Source organism: Enterobacter cloacae complex sp. IR5441 (assembly GCF_049238215.1).
Classification (GTDB): Bacteria; Pseudomonadota; Gammaproteobacteria; order Enterobacterales; family Enterobacteriaceae; genus Enterobacter; species Enterobacter hormaechei_C.
In genome coordinates, this window is the sequence record NZ_JBMKIA010000013.1 from 72,054 (window position 1) to 90,843 (window position 18,790).

The 18,790-nt window shown below is 59.9% G+C and carries 6 protein-coding genes and 1 pseudogene; all 7 read left to right on the top strand.

Translation table 11 applies throughout. The annotated features are described in order from the left end of the window. Positions 1 to 308 precede the first annotated feature (308 nt). The 7 genes and pseudogenes from ACOTX5_RS15485 to ACOTX5_RS15515 all read left to right on the top strand — a co-directional run bounded on the left by ACOTX5_RS15485 (position 309) and on the right by ACOTX5_RS15515 (position 18,712). Positions 309 to 1,547, top strand: coding sequence for an MFS transporter (locus ACOTX5_RS15485; protein ID WP_022651680.1), 1,239 nt, complete (start codon positions 309 to 311; stop codon positions 1,545 to 1,547). A 75-nt stretch (positions 1,548 to 1,622) separates the two neighbouring features. After that, a pseudogene (gene hisD / locus ACOTX5_RS15490) lies at positions 1,623 to 2,944 on the top strand (histidinol dehydrogenase). 3 nt (positions 2,945 to 2,947) lie between these two features. Further along, positions 2,948 to 3,712 (top strand): SDR family NAD(P)-dependent oxidoreductase, encoded by a 765-nt coding sequence (locus ACOTX5_RS15495; RefSeq protein ID WP_045911564.1) that lies wholly within the window; start codon positions 2,948 to 2,950, stop codon positions 3,710 to 3,712. Between the two features lie 8 nt (positions 3,713 to 3,720). Then, positions 3,721 to 4,464 carry an alpha/beta fold hydrolase gene (locus ACOTX5_RS15500; RefSeq protein WP_017692805.1) on the top strand — a complete coding sequence of 248 codons (744 nt, stop codon included), beginning with the start codon at positions 3,721 to 3,723 and terminating at the stop codon, positions 4,462 to 4,464. Further along, positions 4,446 to 5,237 carry an HpcH/HpaI aldolase family protein gene (locus ACOTX5_RS15505; RefSeq protein WP_023295301.1) on the top strand — a complete coding sequence of 264 codons (792 nt, stop codon included), beginning with the start codon at positions 4,446 to 4,448 and terminating at the stop codon, positions 5,235 to 5,237. Before ACOTX5_RS15500 ends, ACOTX5_RS15505 begins: the two co-directional genes overlap by 19 nt. 11 nt (positions 5,238 to 5,248) lie before the next feature. Continuing rightward, a complete protein-coding gene (locus ACOTX5_RS15510) occupies positions 5,249 to 6,424 on the top strand; it encodes a hypothetical protein (protein ID WP_023295302.1) in 1,176 nt (391 codons plus the stop codon). 864 nt (positions 6,425 to 7,288) lie between these two features. Next, positions 7,289 to 18,712: a BapA/Bap/LapF family large adhesin gene (locus tag ACOTX5_RS15515; protein ID WP_234101223.1), complete on the top strand. Its 11,424-nt coding sequence runs from the start codon at positions 7,289 to 7,291 to the stop codon at positions 18,710 to 18,712. Positions 18,713 to 18,790: the final 78 nt, after the last annotated feature.

Here is an 18,790-nt window from a genome sequence, read left to right on the forward strand (position 1 = left end):
TACCCCTGATTCCTTATCAACGTCCTGCCCATTTGCGCGTGCTTCAAACGCCTCAGCAAGTGGGTGTTTTTTATACTTACACCACCTTTGCATGCGTATGCAACACAAAAAATTAAAATTCTCACAACAAGATCGAGATCACTTTACAAACATGAAACCTTTTCGTAACTTCAAATCTTGAATACGTATGCAAAGAGTTTTCATACCGTCAATGGTACCGGAGAGAACAGGAGTCGCCCAAAGGATTGAACCGGTAAACGTCGTCCCTGACTGGTTATAACCCATTAATTCTTAAGAGGTTCAAAACCATGTTTCAAGCACTGTTACGCCGTCGGGAAGCCCGGCTCTTTTTCATCATCAGCATCCTGTTCTTTATCTGCATTCATAGCATTGATGCATTCCTGGCCCCCATGATGATCAACCAGGGCATTGAGCCACAGATCATGGGCATCATCATGGGCGCGTCCGGGCTGGCAACCCTTCTGATACGCTTCCCGTTAGGCATTATTTCCGACGTGGTTAAAAGCCGCAGGATCTTCATCCAGATTGGCCTGCTGCTGCCAATTATCGCCTGGCCGATTGCCTGGCTTGAACCCAACGCCATTACGCTGTATCTGGCGAAAGCGGCAGACGGTGTCACGGCGGCGACCTGGGTACTGTACAACATCCTGTTCATGCGTTACTTCGGTCGCAACGAAGCGCCTGCCGCCGTCGCGCTGCTGGCGCTGGCAGGGCCCATCGGCGTGTTTCTCGGTAACTGTATTGGCGCGGTGCTGATTCACTATTTCGCCAATAACATCGCCTTTTTTGTCTCCTGCATCTCCGCCCTGGTGGCGTTGATCCTGACGACCCGCATTCAGGACGTACACGACCCGGTTCAGGCCCCCACGCTTAAAGCCTGCATTACCGGTGCGCGCCAGCAGCTGGCCGACCGTTCCGTCTGGCTGATTGGCATCCTGGCGACCGTTGTCATTCTGGTGCCCTTCGCCACCCGCGACACGCTGACGCCGGTCTATGCCGAGCAGCTTGGCGCCCGGGCGGGGATCCTCGCGCTGCTGGGTAACATTCACCTTCTTTTTTACGGGCTGGCCATCGCCCTGTGCAGCTCGGTGTTTTATCAGCGCCTTGGGCTGGTAAAAACCGCCGTGCTCGGCATCGTTTTACAGGTGATCTCCACTTTCGGCATTCCCTTTACCAGCAATATCTATGTGATTTACCTGTGGCAGGCGCTGGCGGGGTTCTCGTTCGGTATGGCCTTTGCCGCATTCATGTCGCTCAGCGTAGTGAATACCTCGTCTGATGAACAATCCACGCGAATGGGACTATTCCAGACCATTTATTCCTGCGGCATGTTTGTCGGGCCGGTAATGATGGGCGTAATGATGCAACATATTAACCTGTCGTCCGGTTATATATTGATTGCCGCCCTTTCCGTTGTGGCCGCTATTGCCACGCCGCTGTCCGCTCGATGGGTATATGCCCGTAAAACGCAAACCTCAGCCCAATTATTAAAAAACGGTGCGTACGCTGCCGCGCCGGATCAATAACTCTTTCTGAAGTAAACACCCTTTCCCGGCTCGCCGGGAGGACAACTGACATCTGAAAAAGGTAAGGAGAAGCGAGTGTCCTGGAAATTAAAAACCGGTAAATCTACCGAAGAGCGCCAGCAAGCCAACCAGCAAATAAGAGAAACGGTTGAACAAATACTTGCAGATATTGAAAAACGCGGAAATAAAGCCATTCGCGAATTATCCATTAAATTCGATCGTTATGACCGTCAGGATTATCGTCTGACGTCCGCGGAGATTGACCGCTGCATAAAACAGTTAAGCCGCCAGGATATTCAGGATATTGAATTTGCCCAACAGCAGGTGGCAAATTTTGCCCGCGCGCAGAAAGAATGTCTGCGGGACCTGGAAATTGAAACGCGTCCCGGGGTGATCCTCGGACATAAAAATATTCCGATTAACGCCGTAGGATGTTACGTGCCTGGCGGAAAATATCCCCTGCTCGCCTCCGCGCACATGTCGATCATCACTGCCAGCGTGGCGGGGTGTTCAAGAATCATCAGCTGTGCCCCGCCGTTTAACGGTCAGCCCGCCCCGGCGATTGTCGCGGCGCAAAAAATGGCTGGCGCAACGGAATCTATGCCCTTGGCGGCATTCAGGCGATAGGCGCCATGGCGCTGGGCACGGACTCGCTGGCACCGGTCGACATGCTGGTCGGGCCCGGTAACGCCTTCGTCGCGGAGGCCAAACGCCAGCTGTTCGGCCGGGTAGGTATCGATCTGTTTGCCGGTCCGACGGAAACGCTGGTGATTGCCGATGAGACCGTTGACGCGGAAATGTGCGCCACGGACCTGCTGGGCCAGGCCGAACACGGCGTCACCACCCCTGCCATCCTGCTGACGAACTCGCTTCAACTTGCCAAAGAGACGCTCAGCGAAGTGGAACGGCTGCTGGAAAAGCTCCCTACCGCCGACATTGCCCGCCAGTCGTGGCAGGACTACGGGGAAATCATCGTCTGCGACAGCCACGAAGAGATGCTGCTGGAGGCAGATCGTATCGCTTCCGAACATGTTCAGGTGATGACCGACCGGGACGACTGGTTCCTGGCTAACCTGACCAATTACGGCGCGCTGTTCCTTGGACCGCGTACTAACGTGGCCTACGGCGATAAGGTGATCGGCACCAACCACACCCTGCCCACGCAGAAAGCCGCACGTTATACCGGCGGCCTGTGGGTGGGCAAGTTCATGAAAACCTGCACCTTCCAGAAAGTCCTCAGCGACGAAGCCACTGCCGAAATCGGCAGCTATTGTTCCCGTCTGTCGCTGCTGGAAGGGTTCGCCGGACATGCCGAGCAGGCCAATATTCGCGTGCGCCGTTATGGCCAGACGGAAGTTCCCTACGCCACACCGGCCCCGGTCAGGGAAAAGGTGTAAGCCATGACGCTTTTGCAAACGCCCTCTTTCACCCTGCACGGCAAACGCGCGCTGGTGACCGGCGGGTCAAGAGGGATTGGCTTCGCCGCCGCCGTCGCCCTCGCACAGGCGGGAGCAGAGGTATGGATCGCCGCCCGGGGCCGCGAGGCGCTGGCGCATGCCACAGGTCTGGCAGCGGAACACAGTCTCGCATTTCACCCGCTTGAACTGGATATTACCGACGCTCAGGAGGTGGAGCGTGTGCTGGCGACGTTGCCCACGCCCGACATTCTGGTGAACAGTGCCGGGCTGGCCCGCCACCAGCCGTTTCTTGAGGTGAACGAGGAAAATTTCGATGCGGTGATGGCGCTTAACCTGCGCGCCACCTTTTTTATCAGCCAGCACGTGGCGCGCAGAATGCGGGAGGACGGTAAGGGGGGATCGATTATTCACATCTCATCGCAAATGGGACACGTTGGTGGCCCCGAGCGTAGCGTGTACTGTGCCTCCAAATTCGCGCTTGAAGGGTTAACCCGAACGATGGCGCTGGAGCTGGGCGATGCGGGGATCCGTGTCAATACGCTGTGCCCGACCTTCATTGAAACCGACCTGACGCGTTCGTCGCTCGCCGACCCGGCATTTCGCCGCTATGTGCTGGACAACATCAAACTGCGCCGGCCAGGCAGGCTGGAGGACATTATGGGGCCGGTAGTGTTCCTCGCCTCTGAGGCCGCCGGGCTGATCACCGGCAGCGCCCTGATGGTTGACGGCGGCTGGACGGCTACGTGAGGGATGCAATGGAATATCCGCTTCTGGACAATACCGATCTGCCGCTGGTGCTGCTTGGCGGCACGCTCTGTAACGCCCGGCTCTGGCAGCCCGTCATTGAACGGCTGAACGTCTCAGCGGTGCTGTGCATCACGCTGACGGGCGCAGAGTCCGCGCCGCAGGCGTCACGGCGGTTATTAAAGGTTCTGCCGCCGCGCTTTCTGCTGGCAGGCTTTTCGCTCGGCGCGATTGTCGCGCTGCAAATGGCCGCCGACGCGCCAGAAAGAGTGAACGGGCTGACGCTGATTTCCGTTAATCCGTTGCCCGTTGCGCCAGACACCCTCGCTTCACGCCGGGAAGCGGTACACACCGCACAGGCGCGGGGCCTGGCCGACTGGCTGGTCTCCTCGCTGTGGCAGAGCTATGTCGCCCCGTCACGTCTGTCCGATCGTATCCTGCAAGAGACTATTTGCCGAATGGCGCAAGAGTGCGGCATTGAGACCTTTGCGAAGCAAACGGAAATGGCCATTCACCGGCAGGACAACCGGGCTGCGTTTAACGCCCTCTCCTGCCCCACATTACTTCTAAACGGCGCGCAGGACGTTATCTGCACGCCCCATCATCATCAGCTACTGGCAGCAGGCAACGCGAACGTGACCAGGCATACGGTGGAGGCTGGCGGGCATTTTATTCCGCTGGAAACCCCGGATGAGATCGCGCCGCTGCTGCGTCAGTGGATAACGGAGTGCATACAGTGCGCAAAAACAGTTTAAAGACCGCATTTCTGGAAAATACCCCAATCGTTAACGGCTGGCTGGCGATCCCGTCCGGGTATAGCGCGGAAATTATGGGCCATCAGGGTTACGACGCCGTCACCGTCGATTTGCAGCACGGCATGATTGATTTTGCCAGCGCGTTGTCGATGCTACAGGCGCTATCGAGCACGCCTGCCGTGCCGCTGGTGAGGGTGGCAGATAACGATCCGGCGCAAATCATGCGCGTATTAGACGCCGGCGCGTATGGCGTAATCTGTCCAATGATCTCCAGCGCGGAACAGGCTCGCCGTTTTGTCGCTGCCTGTCGCTATCCACCGCTGGGTGTTCGCTCCTTTGGTCCGGCCAGAGGTCTACTCTACGGCGGCAGTGATTATCCACAGCACGCTAACGACGAGATCCTGACGCTGGCAATGATCGAAACCCGCGAAGGGCTGGCGGATCTTGACGCCATCCTTGATACCGAAGGACTGGACGGTGTGTTTATTGGCCCCAACGATCTCTCGCTGACGCTGACCGGCAGCGCCAGCGCCGAATCCCAACACCCCGAAATGCTTGCTGCTATTGAGCGGGTGATTCACTGCTGCCGCCAGCAGCAGAAGATTGCCGGTATTTTCTGCACTTCCGGCGCGGCCGCCGCAGCGCGTATTGCGCAGGGTTTCCAGTTTGTTACCCCTGCAAACGACGTTATGCAGCTGGGTCGCGCCTCACGTGAAGCAATTGCCCTCGCCCGCGGCAACGCCATCCCTACCACCGGTGCATCCGGTTATTAAAAGGAGAAATGATGAAAACAATCCATCTTACCCAGAGCCAGGCACGAACACGGTTAATCGCCCCCGACGATATGGTTTCCTGCAATCTTGCTTTTATTGATTGCAAGCTGCCCGGTTCGCATCTCAAACAAAACTATTCCTTCATCGGCCCGGGTGTAACTCAGTCCAGCGAGCAGATTGTTAATATCCCCGAGCCGCACGGCTTTAACATTGGCGCGGCGGCTATGCCGAAAGGGGTAACCAATAACCTGCATCTGCATTTCACCGCAGAAGTGTTCCTGATCCATGAAGGGACATGGCGTTTTCGCTGGGGCGCCAACGGCGAGCATGAAGCGGAATTTAGCGCGCCCACCATCCTCTCAATACCGACCTGGATCTTCCGCGGTTTCACCAACGTCAGTAAAGAAGATACCTGCGGCATGGTATTTACCGTGCTCGGCGGGGACAACACGGGCGGCATCATCTGGCACCCGTCAGTGCTGGCGGCCGCCAGCGAGTACGGTATGTATCTCAGCAAGGATAATATGCTGATTGCGCAGGAGGCAGGTGAACCAACGCCCGATCCCGCCACGCTGCTGACGCCGCTGTCAGAGCAATATATTGCCGGTCTGCGTGACTACAGCGTTGAGGAGATGCGCCAGCGTGCGGTAACCGGCGATGATCGCTGCTGGTCAGCGCAGGGACTGCTGGACTCGGTGCTGCCGGGACACGGCGGCGAAATTGCGCCGGTTATCGGTTTCGGCATTTCACAGGATCGGGATTCCGCTCCCGCTATCCTGAGCCCGCACGGTTTTTCCGTCGAATGGCTGCGGCTTGCTGACGACCACATTGTCGGTCGCCATCTCTGCCCGGATATTCAGGTGATCATGGTCTTTAAAGGCCAGCTGGAGGTGACCTGGAACGAGGCGGGTAAGGAAGTCAGCATTATCGCCCCGGAACGTTCGGTGATCTCCATTCCGGCAAACAGCTGGCGCCGCTACCGCGCGGTTGATGGCAATGTGGAGTTTATTCTGACGACCCGGGGCGATCAGCGTAAGCGCCTGTACTGGGACGAAGCGATCCTGCACCAGGCGAGAGAACACAATCGCTGTCTCGATCCTGATGGCTACGTGGCGGATGCCGACATCCTGCCAGCCACGGCCCGTCGGGCCGGAGAAAAAGTAGAAAAAGTGCCAGCAGCTAACTGATTTTTACGGCAAAGTGGCGCAAAATAGGGGGGCAGGGATCGCCTGCACCATCATCAATAATGATGCACATAAAACGGATTGCATGATAAACATGGATGGAAAATCAAATGTACAGACCCATAGTCGTTATCCTCTTTATTCTTCTGACGCTCGCCGCACTGATTGAAATGGGGATTATCTCTTTCGGCTAAACCTCCCCCCTCAGAAAGGCCACATTTGCGGCCTTTTTATTTATGAAATATGTGAAGTCGACAGTTTATTTTTATGCGTAGCAGAATCCAAACCCAAACCGAAAATATATTTTATTAATGCGATTCTTTGAAATATATCATACAGCAGATGATTTACCCTAACTTAAATCATAATTAAGCAGTCATTAATATTCGCTGGAATTATAAATAAAGCCTGTGTATTCAGTATTATCCCCCTAACATCTCTTCCACTACCTAATCCCGACCGCCTGTACGCCAACGCCTCTGTGGCGCGGTCCGCATAGCCAACAAAATATATTCGCGCTATCAATTAATTTTCTCTGCAATCACCGTGCAGGGTTTACAGACACTTAATTTTCACATTCAGATATTTATAGCTATATCATTTTTACAGCAAAATAAATAATACCTGCACAAATAATAAGGCTTATAAAACACGAAAATATAAATAAATAACAGTTTCTCATGTAAATAATTAGCTTCGCCCTGATGTTGCCACGTTGATTGCTGGCGGATCTCGGTCGCTCTAAAGAAAGCAACGGTAAATACTGTTTTATTCACAGTATTTTCGCCGGGAGCGCCCTCATCCCTTCAGAAAATATGGCCACGTCTGACACGCCGTAAACAATAACTCTGCTGGAGTAATAACTGTATGAGCCAAATATCTGTTATATCGAAACTAACTGGCGTGGAAACGACCACGGAAGGGACACAGATAACACTCGATCACTCCTCAATCGTTAAACTTAACGTGGATCGCGCCGACATCTCAGGTTACTCCCGCAGCGGAAACGATCTGGTGATTACCCTCAACTCGGGCGAAGTGATTACCCTTAAGAATTTCTACATCACCGACGCTCAGGGCGTGAGCCAGCTGGTGCTTGAGGAGAGCGACGGTGCGCTGTGGTGGATTGAAGATCCAACCGGTGCCGCCACCTATGAATCCATCGCCTCCACGGACGCCCTACTGGCGGCGTCAGGGAGTGATACCGGCGGCGCCGCAGCGTGGCCCTGGGTGCTGGGTGGCCTGGCCGTCGCAGGTGGGATTGCCATTGCGGCAGGAACCGGCGGTGGAGGTGGCGGGGATGACGATAACAACAGCCCGAATCCCGGCAATCCGGGAAATCCTTCCGAGCCAGATACCACGCCTCCGGATGCCCCCACCAATCTACAGGTCTCACCTGACGGCAAAACCGTCACCGGTACCGCTGAGCCGGGCAGCACGATTACCCTGAAAGATGCCGATGGCAACACCATCGGAACGGGCAAGGCGGGCAGCGACGGGAAATTTACGATTGATCTCGGTACGCCGCTCACCAACGGGGAACAGATCACCGCCACCGCCACCGATCCGTCCGGCAATACCAGCCAGGGCGGTCAGGTTACGGCACCGGATCTCACCGCGCCGGATGCCCCGGCCAATCTGGAGGTCTCCCCTGACGGCAAAACCGTCACCGGTACCGCTGAGCCGGGCAGCACCGTTACCCTGAAAGATGCCGATGGCAACACCATCGGAACGGGCAAGGCGGGCAGCGACGGGAAATTTACGATTGATCTCGGTACGCCGCTCACCAACGGGGAACAGATCACCGCCACCGCCACCGATCCGTCCGGCAATACCAGCCCGGGCGTTCAGGTCACGGCACCGGATTTAACCGCGCCGGATGCACCCGAGATTGTCACCGTCAATGATAACGTGGGCGCCGAAACAGGCCCGCTGAGCAACGGACAACGCACGGACGATGCCCGTCCGACGTTCAGCGGCATCAGTGAAGCCGGCACCGTCATTACCTTCTATGACAACGGGAAACCGATTGGCACCGCCACAGCCGATGCCACCGGGAAATGGAGCTTTACCCCGTCGACCAACCTGTCTGAAGGCAACCACGCCATTACCACCACCGCGACCGATGCCGCAGGCAATACCAGCCCGGCGTCCACGGCGGTAACCTTCGTGGTCGATACCGTCGCGCCTGGCGCGCCAGCGATCGTCAGCATCACCGATGATGTTGCGCCTGGCACCGGCACGCTCGGGAGTGGAAGCAGCACCAACGCCCCGCGGCCACAGCTCACCGGTACGGCGGAAGCGGGCTCGACGGTCACCATCTATGATAACGGCATTGCCATTGGCACAGCGGTTGTGGGCAGTAACGGAAGCTGGAGCTTTACGCCGTCGGTGAACCTGAGCGAAGGCAGCCACCAGCTTACCGTGCGCGCTACCGACGTCGCCGGTAACACTGGCCCGGCCTCGCCGGTCTTTACCGTCACGGTAGATGTCACCGCGCCGCAAACGCCTTCCGGATTTATCATTAACGACGATACGGGCGTACTGAAAGGGGCGATCGGTGCCGGGCAATTTACCGATGCCTCAGAGCCGCGCCTGACGGGCAGAGGCGAACCGGGCAGCACGATCACGGTTTACGATAACGGCGTTGTTATCGGCACCACCACCGTTCTGCCGAACGGCACCTGGAGCATCACGCCGACGAGTCCACTGGCAGAAGGCGCACACTCGATTACCCTGCGGGAAACCGATGCGGCAGGCAACCAGAGCGGTCTGTCTCAGCCGATCAACTTTACCGTCGATCTTACGCCGCCAGACATGCCGGTTGCGACGCTCAACTCCGCAGGCACCCAGATCACCGGTACCGCCGAGCCGGGCAGTAAAATCGTCATCACCAACAATGCCGGGCTGCAAATCGGGACCGCCACTGCCGACAGCAACGGCAACTATGTCGCCAACCTGAACCCTGCGCAGACCAACGGCGAGATTATCTCCGTGGTCGCCTCCGATGCCGCAGGCAACCAGAGTTCACCGGCGCTGGTTAACGCAGCGGATATTACCCCACCTGCCGCACCGGGCAACCTGGTGGTGGCGGAAGACGGGGCAAGCGTCAGCGGAACCGCCGAGCCAAACAGCACGATTATCATTAAAGCGCCGGACGGTACGATCATCGGCCAGGCTACTGCCGGTCCGGACGGCACCTTTACCATCCCGATTTCGCCAGCCCAGACCAACGGCGAAGCCCTTGAGGTGACGGCCACCGACGGCAGCGGCAACACCAGCCCGTCTGGCTTTGCCGACGCGCCAGACAGCACGCCGCCGCTGGCGCCGGAAAACGTGGTGATCTCTGCCGACGGCACCACCGTAACCGGTACAGCCGAGCCGGGCAGCACCGTCACCATTCGTGAAAATGGCGTGAAGGTCGGGGAAGCGGTCGCCGACGATCAGGGGAATTTCAGCGTTGAACTGATCCCGCCAAAAGCCAACGGCGAAGCCCTGACCGCCGATGCCACCGATACCGCCGGAAACACCGGTCCGACCGCGCCGTTTGACGCGCCGGACATCACCGCGGCACAAACCCCGGTCATCACGGGCGTGGTGGATGATGCCCCCGGCGTCACCGGTCCTGTCAGCCAGAACGGTCTCACCAACGATAGCAAGCCAACCATCAACGGAACGGGCGAGCCTGGCACCACCATCACCCTCTACAGCGGTACTACCGAAATTGGCACCGCAGTTGTGTCGGCGAACGGTCAGTGGTCCATCACGCTGGAAACCGCGCTACCGGACGGCGGGCACGTATTGACGGCGACAGCGGTTGACGCCAACAATAACCTCAGCGGGACATCGAACACCTGGAGCATCACGGTGGATACCGCCGCCCCGGGCGCGCCAGCCATTACGCAGGTCATTGATGACGTACCGGGTCGCACGGGTGCGCTCGACACCAATGAAACCACCAACGACACGCTCCCGACGCTGAACGGTACCGGCGAGCCGGGCTCCACCGTGACGATCCGTCTGGACGGACAGGATATTGGTACTGCCGTTGTCAACAGCGGTGGCGCATGGACCTTCACGCCTACTACCCCATTAGTGAACGGGCAGCATACGTTCACCGTCGTCGCGAGCGATGCGGCCGGTAACGCCAGCGCACCATCAGCCGGCTTTACCTTTACCGTCGATACGACTCCGCCACCGGCGGCCACCATTGACACCGTCTCCGATAACGTGGGGCCGGTGCAGCTTCCGCTTAACAGCGGGGACACCACCGACGACACGCTGCCGCAGTTGCAGGGAACCGCACCGGCAGGCACCACCATCACGATCTATGACGGGACCACCCTGCTCGGTACGGCGGTGCTCGACGGCAGCGGCGGCTGGAGCTTTACGCCAACCACGCCGCTGACGGACGGCCCGCACTCGCTGACGGTCCACGCAACGGATGAGGCGGGTAACACCACCATTTCGCCGCCGTTTGAACTGGCGATCGACACGACAGCGCCTGCAACGCCTGATATTCCTGAGATCACCGTCAACCCGGACGGCGGCACGCCGGGGACGGCCCTGAATCCTGGGGAGACCACCCGGGATACCACGCCAACCCTGAGCGGCTCGGGCACGCCGGGCGATACCGTGAACATTTACGATGGCGCCACCAAAATTGGTGAAGCCGAGATCGATGGCGACGGTAACTGGAGCTGGACACCCACCACTCCGCTGCCTGACGGCACCTACGATCTCTCCCTGACGGTCACTAACCAGGACAGCGCCGGGAACGAAAGCGCCCCGTCCACGCCGGTGACCATTACCATTGATACCGATGCGCCTGCCCAGCCGGGAACCCCAACGGTGACAGACAGCGTAAGCCAGATCACCGGCCCCGTGCTGGATGGCGAATCCACCAACGATCCGCGTCCGGTCCTGAGCGGCACCGGTACGCCGAATGACGTCATTACCATCTATGACCAGGTGGGTACAGGCGAGCCGCAGGCCGTGGGCAGCGTTACGGTGGACGGTAACGGTAACTGGAGCTGGCGTCCTGAGAGCAACATTGGCGAAGGGACGCACGAATACACGGCGACCGCCACCGATGAAGCCGGAAATGAATCTGTGCCATCAGCCGGTATCACGATAACGGTCGACACCCTCGCCCCGAATACTCCGGTTATCAGTGCCATTGGTGGCGTGCAGAATGGCGAGTCTACCAACGACACTACGCCAGGCATCGGCGGAACCGGCACCACCGGCGAGACGGTGATCATCTACAACAACGGCGTGGAAGTCGCGCGCGTTGAGGTCGTCAATAATGAATGGTCCTATACCCTGCCGACGCAGACCGACGGCCCGCTGAATATCACCGTCGCCGCGGTGGACGAGGCCGGTAACGTTAGCCCGGTGAGCCCGGTCTTTAGCGTGACGGTTGATACCCAGGCGCCAACCGTGCCGCAAATTGACGCCGTCTCTGACAGCCAGCTGACCAACAGCGTGCTTTACACCCGCGACGGTACGCCAACCCTCACCGGGATTGGCGAGCCGGGTTCGAGCGTCACCGTCTCCGTTGATGGTGTCGCCTCGCCGGTGGTCGTGGTGGTTCAGCCGAACGGGACATGGTCCTGGACCTCCGACCCTGCGCTGACCGAGGGGCCGCATACCTTCTCCGTGGCCGCGAGTGACGCGGCGGGAAATACCTCCGCCAGCTCCGGGGATCTCAGCGTGACGGTGGATACCCTGCCGCCTGCAACGCCAACTGATATCGCCATTGCCGCGGAGGGCACCCCGCTGACCGGGACGGCGGATGACGGAACCACGGTGACGGTTCGTGACGCCAACGGCAATGTCATCGGGACCGGGGTCGCGACGGGAGGCAACTTCTCCATTGCCCTCTCCCCGGCCCAGCTCGATGCCACTACGCTGACGCTCACCGCCACCGACCCCGCAGGCAATGCCAGCCCGTCAACCACCTTTGACGTGCCGGACTCTCCGCTCGATCTGCCTGCGGTGCCGGTGATTACAGCGATCAACGATGACGTCGATCCCGTCATTGGTGATGTGAAAGATAAAACCACCAATGACATCACGCCTACCCTTACCGGCACCGCCGATCCGGGCAGCGTGATCGCCATTTATCAGGATGGGGTGCTGGTTCCGCTGACCAACGTTGTTGCAGATACCAACGGCAACTGGAGCTACACGCCGCTCCTGCCGCTGACGGAAGGGCCACATACCTTTGCCGTGACCGCCACGAATACCACCACCGGCGCGACCAGCGGGCAGTCGCCGATCGCGACCGTCACCGTCGACCTTACCGCCCCGACAGCGCCAGCCATCGGTGCGGTGACCGATGACGTAGGTCCGATCACCGGCCCAATCGCCGACGGGCAGAGCACCAACGACAACCGTCCTACCCTGACCGGGACAGGCACGGCGGGGGACACCATTACCGTGTACGATGACGGCGACCCGCTGGGCACCGTTGTTGTCGGTCCGACCGGCACCTGGAGCTACACGCCGCCTGCGCTGGACGACGGCAGCCACACCCTGACCGTGACCGCCACCGACCCGGCGGGCAATGAGAGCACCCCGTCGGCCGGGATCACCATTGTGGTCGACACCGTCTCCACCACGCCGGTGATTACCAGCGTGACGGATAACGCAGGCAATGCGGCAACGCCTGTCCCAAGCGGCGATCCAACCAACGACACTACGCCAACCCTGACCGGTACCGCCGAGCCGAACAGCGTCGTCGCCATTTTTGATGGCGCCACGCAGATTGGTACGGTGGCGGCAGACGGCACCGGCGCCTGGACATTTACCCCTGAAACCGCCCTCGGCGAAGGGACGCATGACTTTACCGTCAGAGCGACGGATCCGCAGGGCAACGTCAGCCAGCCGTCCGGCGTCTGGCGCATCAATATCGATCTGACGGCGCCACAGGTGCCAACGATCGATACGGTCAGCGACAACGCCCCGGGTGGCGTAACCGGCCCGCTTACCGCCGGGCAGGTCACCAATGACACCACGCCAACCCTGAGCGGCACCGGCCAGGCGGGTACCACCATTCACGTTCTGAATAACGGCGTGGAGATTGGTACCACTACGGTCGACGGCAACGGTAACTGGACCTTTACGCCGGATCCGGTTCTAACAGACGGGACGTATAACCTGCGCGTCAACGCCAGCGATGATGTCGGAAACGTCTCCGCCAACTCGCCAGTGTTCGCCTTTACGGTGGACACCACCGGCCCTGCGGCCCCGGTGGTCACCACGGTGATAGACGATGTCAGCCTGGGAACGGGAATCATCGCCAGCAACGGTTCCACCAACGACACCCGTCCAACCTTCAACGGTACGGGGGAAGTGGGCGCAACGGTGCACGTTATTGTCGATGATGTGGAAATCGGCACGGCGGTCGTCAACGCGCAGGGTAACTGGACCTTCACGCCGACCACCGCGCTGGGTGAAGGGCCGCATACCATTACCTTCAACGCCACCGATGCCGCAGGCAATACCGGGGTCACCTCGCCACCGTTCAACCTGACGGTGGATACGTCGGTGCCCGACGCACCGGTCTTTACCCCTGCCACCGACAATGCCGGTCCCGTGCTGGGCCCGGTCGCCTCGGGACAAAGCACAGACGACACCACGCCAACGCTGAACGGCACCGCGGCAGCCAACGCGACCATCACCATCTATGAGAATGGTCAGCAGGTGGGCACCGCCGTGGCGGATGCCAACGGCGTATGGAGCTTCACCACCGGCACGCTGGCAAACGGCAGCCACACCTGGACCGCCACGGCAACCGATGCCGCGGGCAACATCAGCCCTGTCTCACCAGGCTTTACGCTGGTTGTGGATACGACTGCGCCTGCCGCGCCGGTTATCACCCAGGCGATTGACGATGTTGGTACCATCACCGGGGCGATTGGTTCCGGCCAGACCACGAACGATCCTCTCCCGCGTCTGGTGGGGACCAGCGAACCGCTGGCCACCGTGAATATCTACGAGGGCACGACGCTGGTGGGCACCGGTACTGCCGATGCTAACGGCAACTGGACCGTGGATATCACCGTGCCGCTGGGCACCGGGTCACACACCTTTACCGCAGAAGCAACGGATCAGGCGGGGAACACCGGCGCGCCGTCCGCCGATTTCAGCCTGACCATTGACACCACGCCGCCAGCGCTACCGGTACTGACCAGCATCACCGACGACGTCGGTAATGCTGCGACGCCTGTCGCCAACGGCGGGTTAACCAACGATGCACGTCCAACGCTCACCGGTACGGCAGAAGCTGGCGCGACGGTAACCATCTATGACAATGGGGTACAGATTGGCACTGCGGTCGCCACCGGCGGCGCGTGGAGCTTTACGCCGTCCACCCCGCTGGCTGACGGGCCGCATAATCTGACCTTCTCCGCCACCGACGCCCTGGGCAACGCCAGCGCGCAGACCGGGGGTTACACCATCAATGTGGATGCCACCGCCCCTGTCGCACCGGCAATCACCTCGATTGTGGATGATGTGGGAACCGTCACCGGCCCTGTCACCGGCACCAACCCAACCAACGACACCCGTCCGACCTTAAACGGTACGGCGGAAGCCAATGCCACCGTACGTATCTACGACGGCACGACGCTGGTGGGAACCGTCACTGCCGATGCCAACGGCAACTGGACGCTGCCGCAAACCAGCACCACGCTGACCGAAGGCGCGCATAACTTCACCGCCACCGCCACCGATGCCGCGGGCAATACCAGCGCGCCATCGCCGATTATCACGATCAACGTGGACCTGACGCCGCCAGCAGCCCCAACCGGGCTGGCGGTGATCACCAACGGGACGCAGGTTACCGGTACGGCGGAAGCGGGAAGTACCGTCACCATCACCAGCAGCACCGGAACCGTGCTTGGTACCGCCGTCGCGGACGGCAGCGGAAACTTCAGCGCCACCCTCACCCCTCCACAGACCGGCGGGGAGTCACTGATTGTCTTTGCTACCGATAAGGCCGGTAACGCGGGTATCACCACCTCCGTGATTGCCCCGATCACCACGATCCCGAACGCGCCGGTGATCGCTAACATCGACGATAACGTCGGCACGGTGACGGGCAACCTGACCAACGGGAAAACCACCGATGACACCACGCCAACCCTGAGCGGCACGGCGCAGCCGAACGCGACCATCACCCTCTATAACAACGGGGTGCTGATGGGCACGGTCACCGCAAATGCCAGCGGCAACTGGAGCTTCACCACCCCGGTGCTGAGCGAAGGGCCGCATGCCTTCACCGCCACGGCGACCAACGGATCGGGCACCAGCCCGATTTCCACCTCGACCACCGTGATTGTCGATCTCACTGCGCCAACGGCTCCAACCGGGACCTTCAACGCAGACGGCAGCGTACTGACCGGTAGCGCCGAAGCGGGCAGTACCGTCACCATCCGTCTGGCGGACAACTCAACGGTCACCGCCACGGCAGACAGCAACGGCTCCTGGAGCTACACCTTCCTCAATAAACAGACGGAAGGCCAGACACTGCAAATCACCGCCACCGATGCGGCAGGCAACGTCTCGCTGCCCGGCTCAGCCCTTGCGCCGGTGGTGCCGCTCTCTGCCAGCACCAACGTTGAAGAGCTGGCGCTGACGACCACCGCAACGGTGACCAACTCACAGTACAGCGACTATGGTTTCCTGCTGGTGGGCGCCGTAGGTAACGTGCTGACGCTGCTCGGCAACGACACCGCGCAGGTAGGTTTCACCGTCGGCAGCGGCGGCAGTGCGGATATTGCCGTGAACGCCAACGCCACGGGTGCCGTACTCTCCCTGCTCAATACCCTTGAGCTGGTGGTACAGCGCTTTGACGCCGCCAACAACACCTGGACCACCGTGGTCGACACCGGACAGCCGCAGTTCGCAGACCTGCTGACCCTCGGCGCGACGGGGGTGTCGCTGAACCTGACCGGCCTGGCGGATGGTCAGTATCGCGTCCTGAGCTACAACACTAACCTGCTGGCAACCGGCTCTTACACCAGCCTCGATGTGGCGGTGAAAGAGACCAGCGCAGGCACCGTGTCCGGCGAGACCAGCGTTGTCGGGAACGTCATCACCGACGTGGATCCAACCGCAGGCAGCGACAATGCCCCGGCGGGCACCACCGTCACCGCGGTCACCAACGCCCAGGGCACCACCACCAGCGTCACGGCTGACGGCACGGTGATTCAGGGGCAGTACGGCACGCTGACCATCAACCTGGACGGCAGCTATACCTATAACCTGACCAACACCAGCGCCGCCGTCATTGGGCGCACGGAGAACTTTACCTACACCATCACCCACAACGGCACCAGCGCCTCGGCAAATCTGGTGCTGTCGCTGGGCGAAGGCACCAGCAGCAGCGGTATCGTGGCCGTGGACGATACCGCCTCGCTGACCTTCGATACCACCGTGGAGGCGATCAACAACGGCACCTCGTCGCAGGGCGGCTTTACCCTGGTGGGGATCAACCTTGGCAATACGCTGGGGCTGAACCTGCTGGACGATCTGGCCAACCCGATCATCTATAACGTGGAAGAAGGCACCACCCGCACCATGACCGTTCAGGCGTCCGTGGGCGGCGTGGCGCTGGCCTCGGTGTTCGACCTCTACATCTATAAGTTCAACAATGCGACGCAGACCTTCGAGCAGATGCGCGTTGAACCCGGCTGGCTGCGCGCGCCGCTGCTGGGCGGCACCTCTTCGCAGCTGACGCTGAATCTGCCCGCCGGTGAGTACCTGTTCCTGCTCAATACGGCGGCGGGGATCACCGCGCTGACGGCCTACACGCTGAACGTCTTGCAGGATCATGTCTACAGCGTGGCAAGCGTGAGCGAGAGCACGACCGGGGATGTGCTGGCGGATGATATTGCGCCAGCGGGTACCGTAGTCTCCGACGTGAACGGCGTGGCGGTGAACAGCAGCGGTCTGACGGAGATCACCGGCGAGTACGGTACGCTGCGGATCAACGCGGCCGGAGAGTACACCTACACCCTGAACAGCGGGGTCGGGGCGGACCATATCAGCACGCCGGATACCTTCGTCTACACCATCACCGCGCCTGACGGCTCGAAAGACACGGCATCGCTGAACATCACCCCAACCGCGCGCCCAATGGATGCGGTAAACGATGTCAGCACCGCGATGGACGTCACGTCGGTTCACCATACGTCAACCTATACGGATACCTCCGTCGGCACCGCCAGCTGGACCACCGCCGTGTTGGGGTCAACGCAGGGCAGCGGAAGCGGGACCTTCGTGGTGGATGCAAACACCGCGCTGCATAACGCCTCGCTGCACTTTAACGTGGCCTCGCTGCTGGCACTGGGCGGGCTGACGGTGAACTGGTCAATCACTGACGGGACGAATGTGATTCGCAGCGGCTCCTTCAGCGGAGGCTCACTGCTGGGCGGCAGCATCGACGTTCCGCTGACCGGTCTGGATCTCAACGCCGGGACCTATACGCTGAACTTTACCGGCAGCGTACCGGGGCTGAGCGTGGGGAACATCACCATTACCCCAAGCGTAAACGGCACGACCTACTCCCTGTCGCAATTCGACGCGACGGGCACCCACACCGTTGACGGCAATATCTTCGACGGCACCGGCTCCGCAGGGGCGATGGACCAGCTGCACTCGGTTGATACCCGCGTGAGCATTACCGGCTACGACGGCGTTACCACCACGCTGGATCCGTACACCGGCAGCACGATGTCAAACATCACGGGCCACTACGGGACGCTGGCGATTGCCGCTGACGGCAGTTACACCTATACCCTCAACCCGGGGATCTCGCTCTCTACCATTACCAGCAAGGAGGTCTTTAACTACACCCTGACCGATGCCAACGGTGTGAAAGATACCGCGTCGCTGACCATTGACATGGCGCCGAAGTTTGTCAGTTCGGAGCATAACGATGTGATTAGCGGCACGGCCTACGGCGACACGCTGATTTATCAGGTGTTGAACAATACGGCGGGTAACGCCACCGCAGGTAACAGCACGGGCGACCACTGGACGAACTTCTCCCTCACGCAGGGAGACAAGATCGACATTGGCGATCTGCTGGTGGGCTGGAACGGTAGTGCGTCGACGCTGGGGAACTATGTGTCTGTTTCACAAAGCGTTAACAATACTGTGATCTCCATCGACCGTGACGGCACGGGAGCCGCCTACACTAAATCTACGCTCGTTACGCTGGACAACGTTCAGACCACCTACGACGAGCTTGTAAACCAGCAACACATCATTACCTGATAGCACCTGCAAGAAATGACCCGGGCGCGCACAGCGCCCGGGCATAAACAAAAAAGCAGTACTTTTTTATTAGGGACA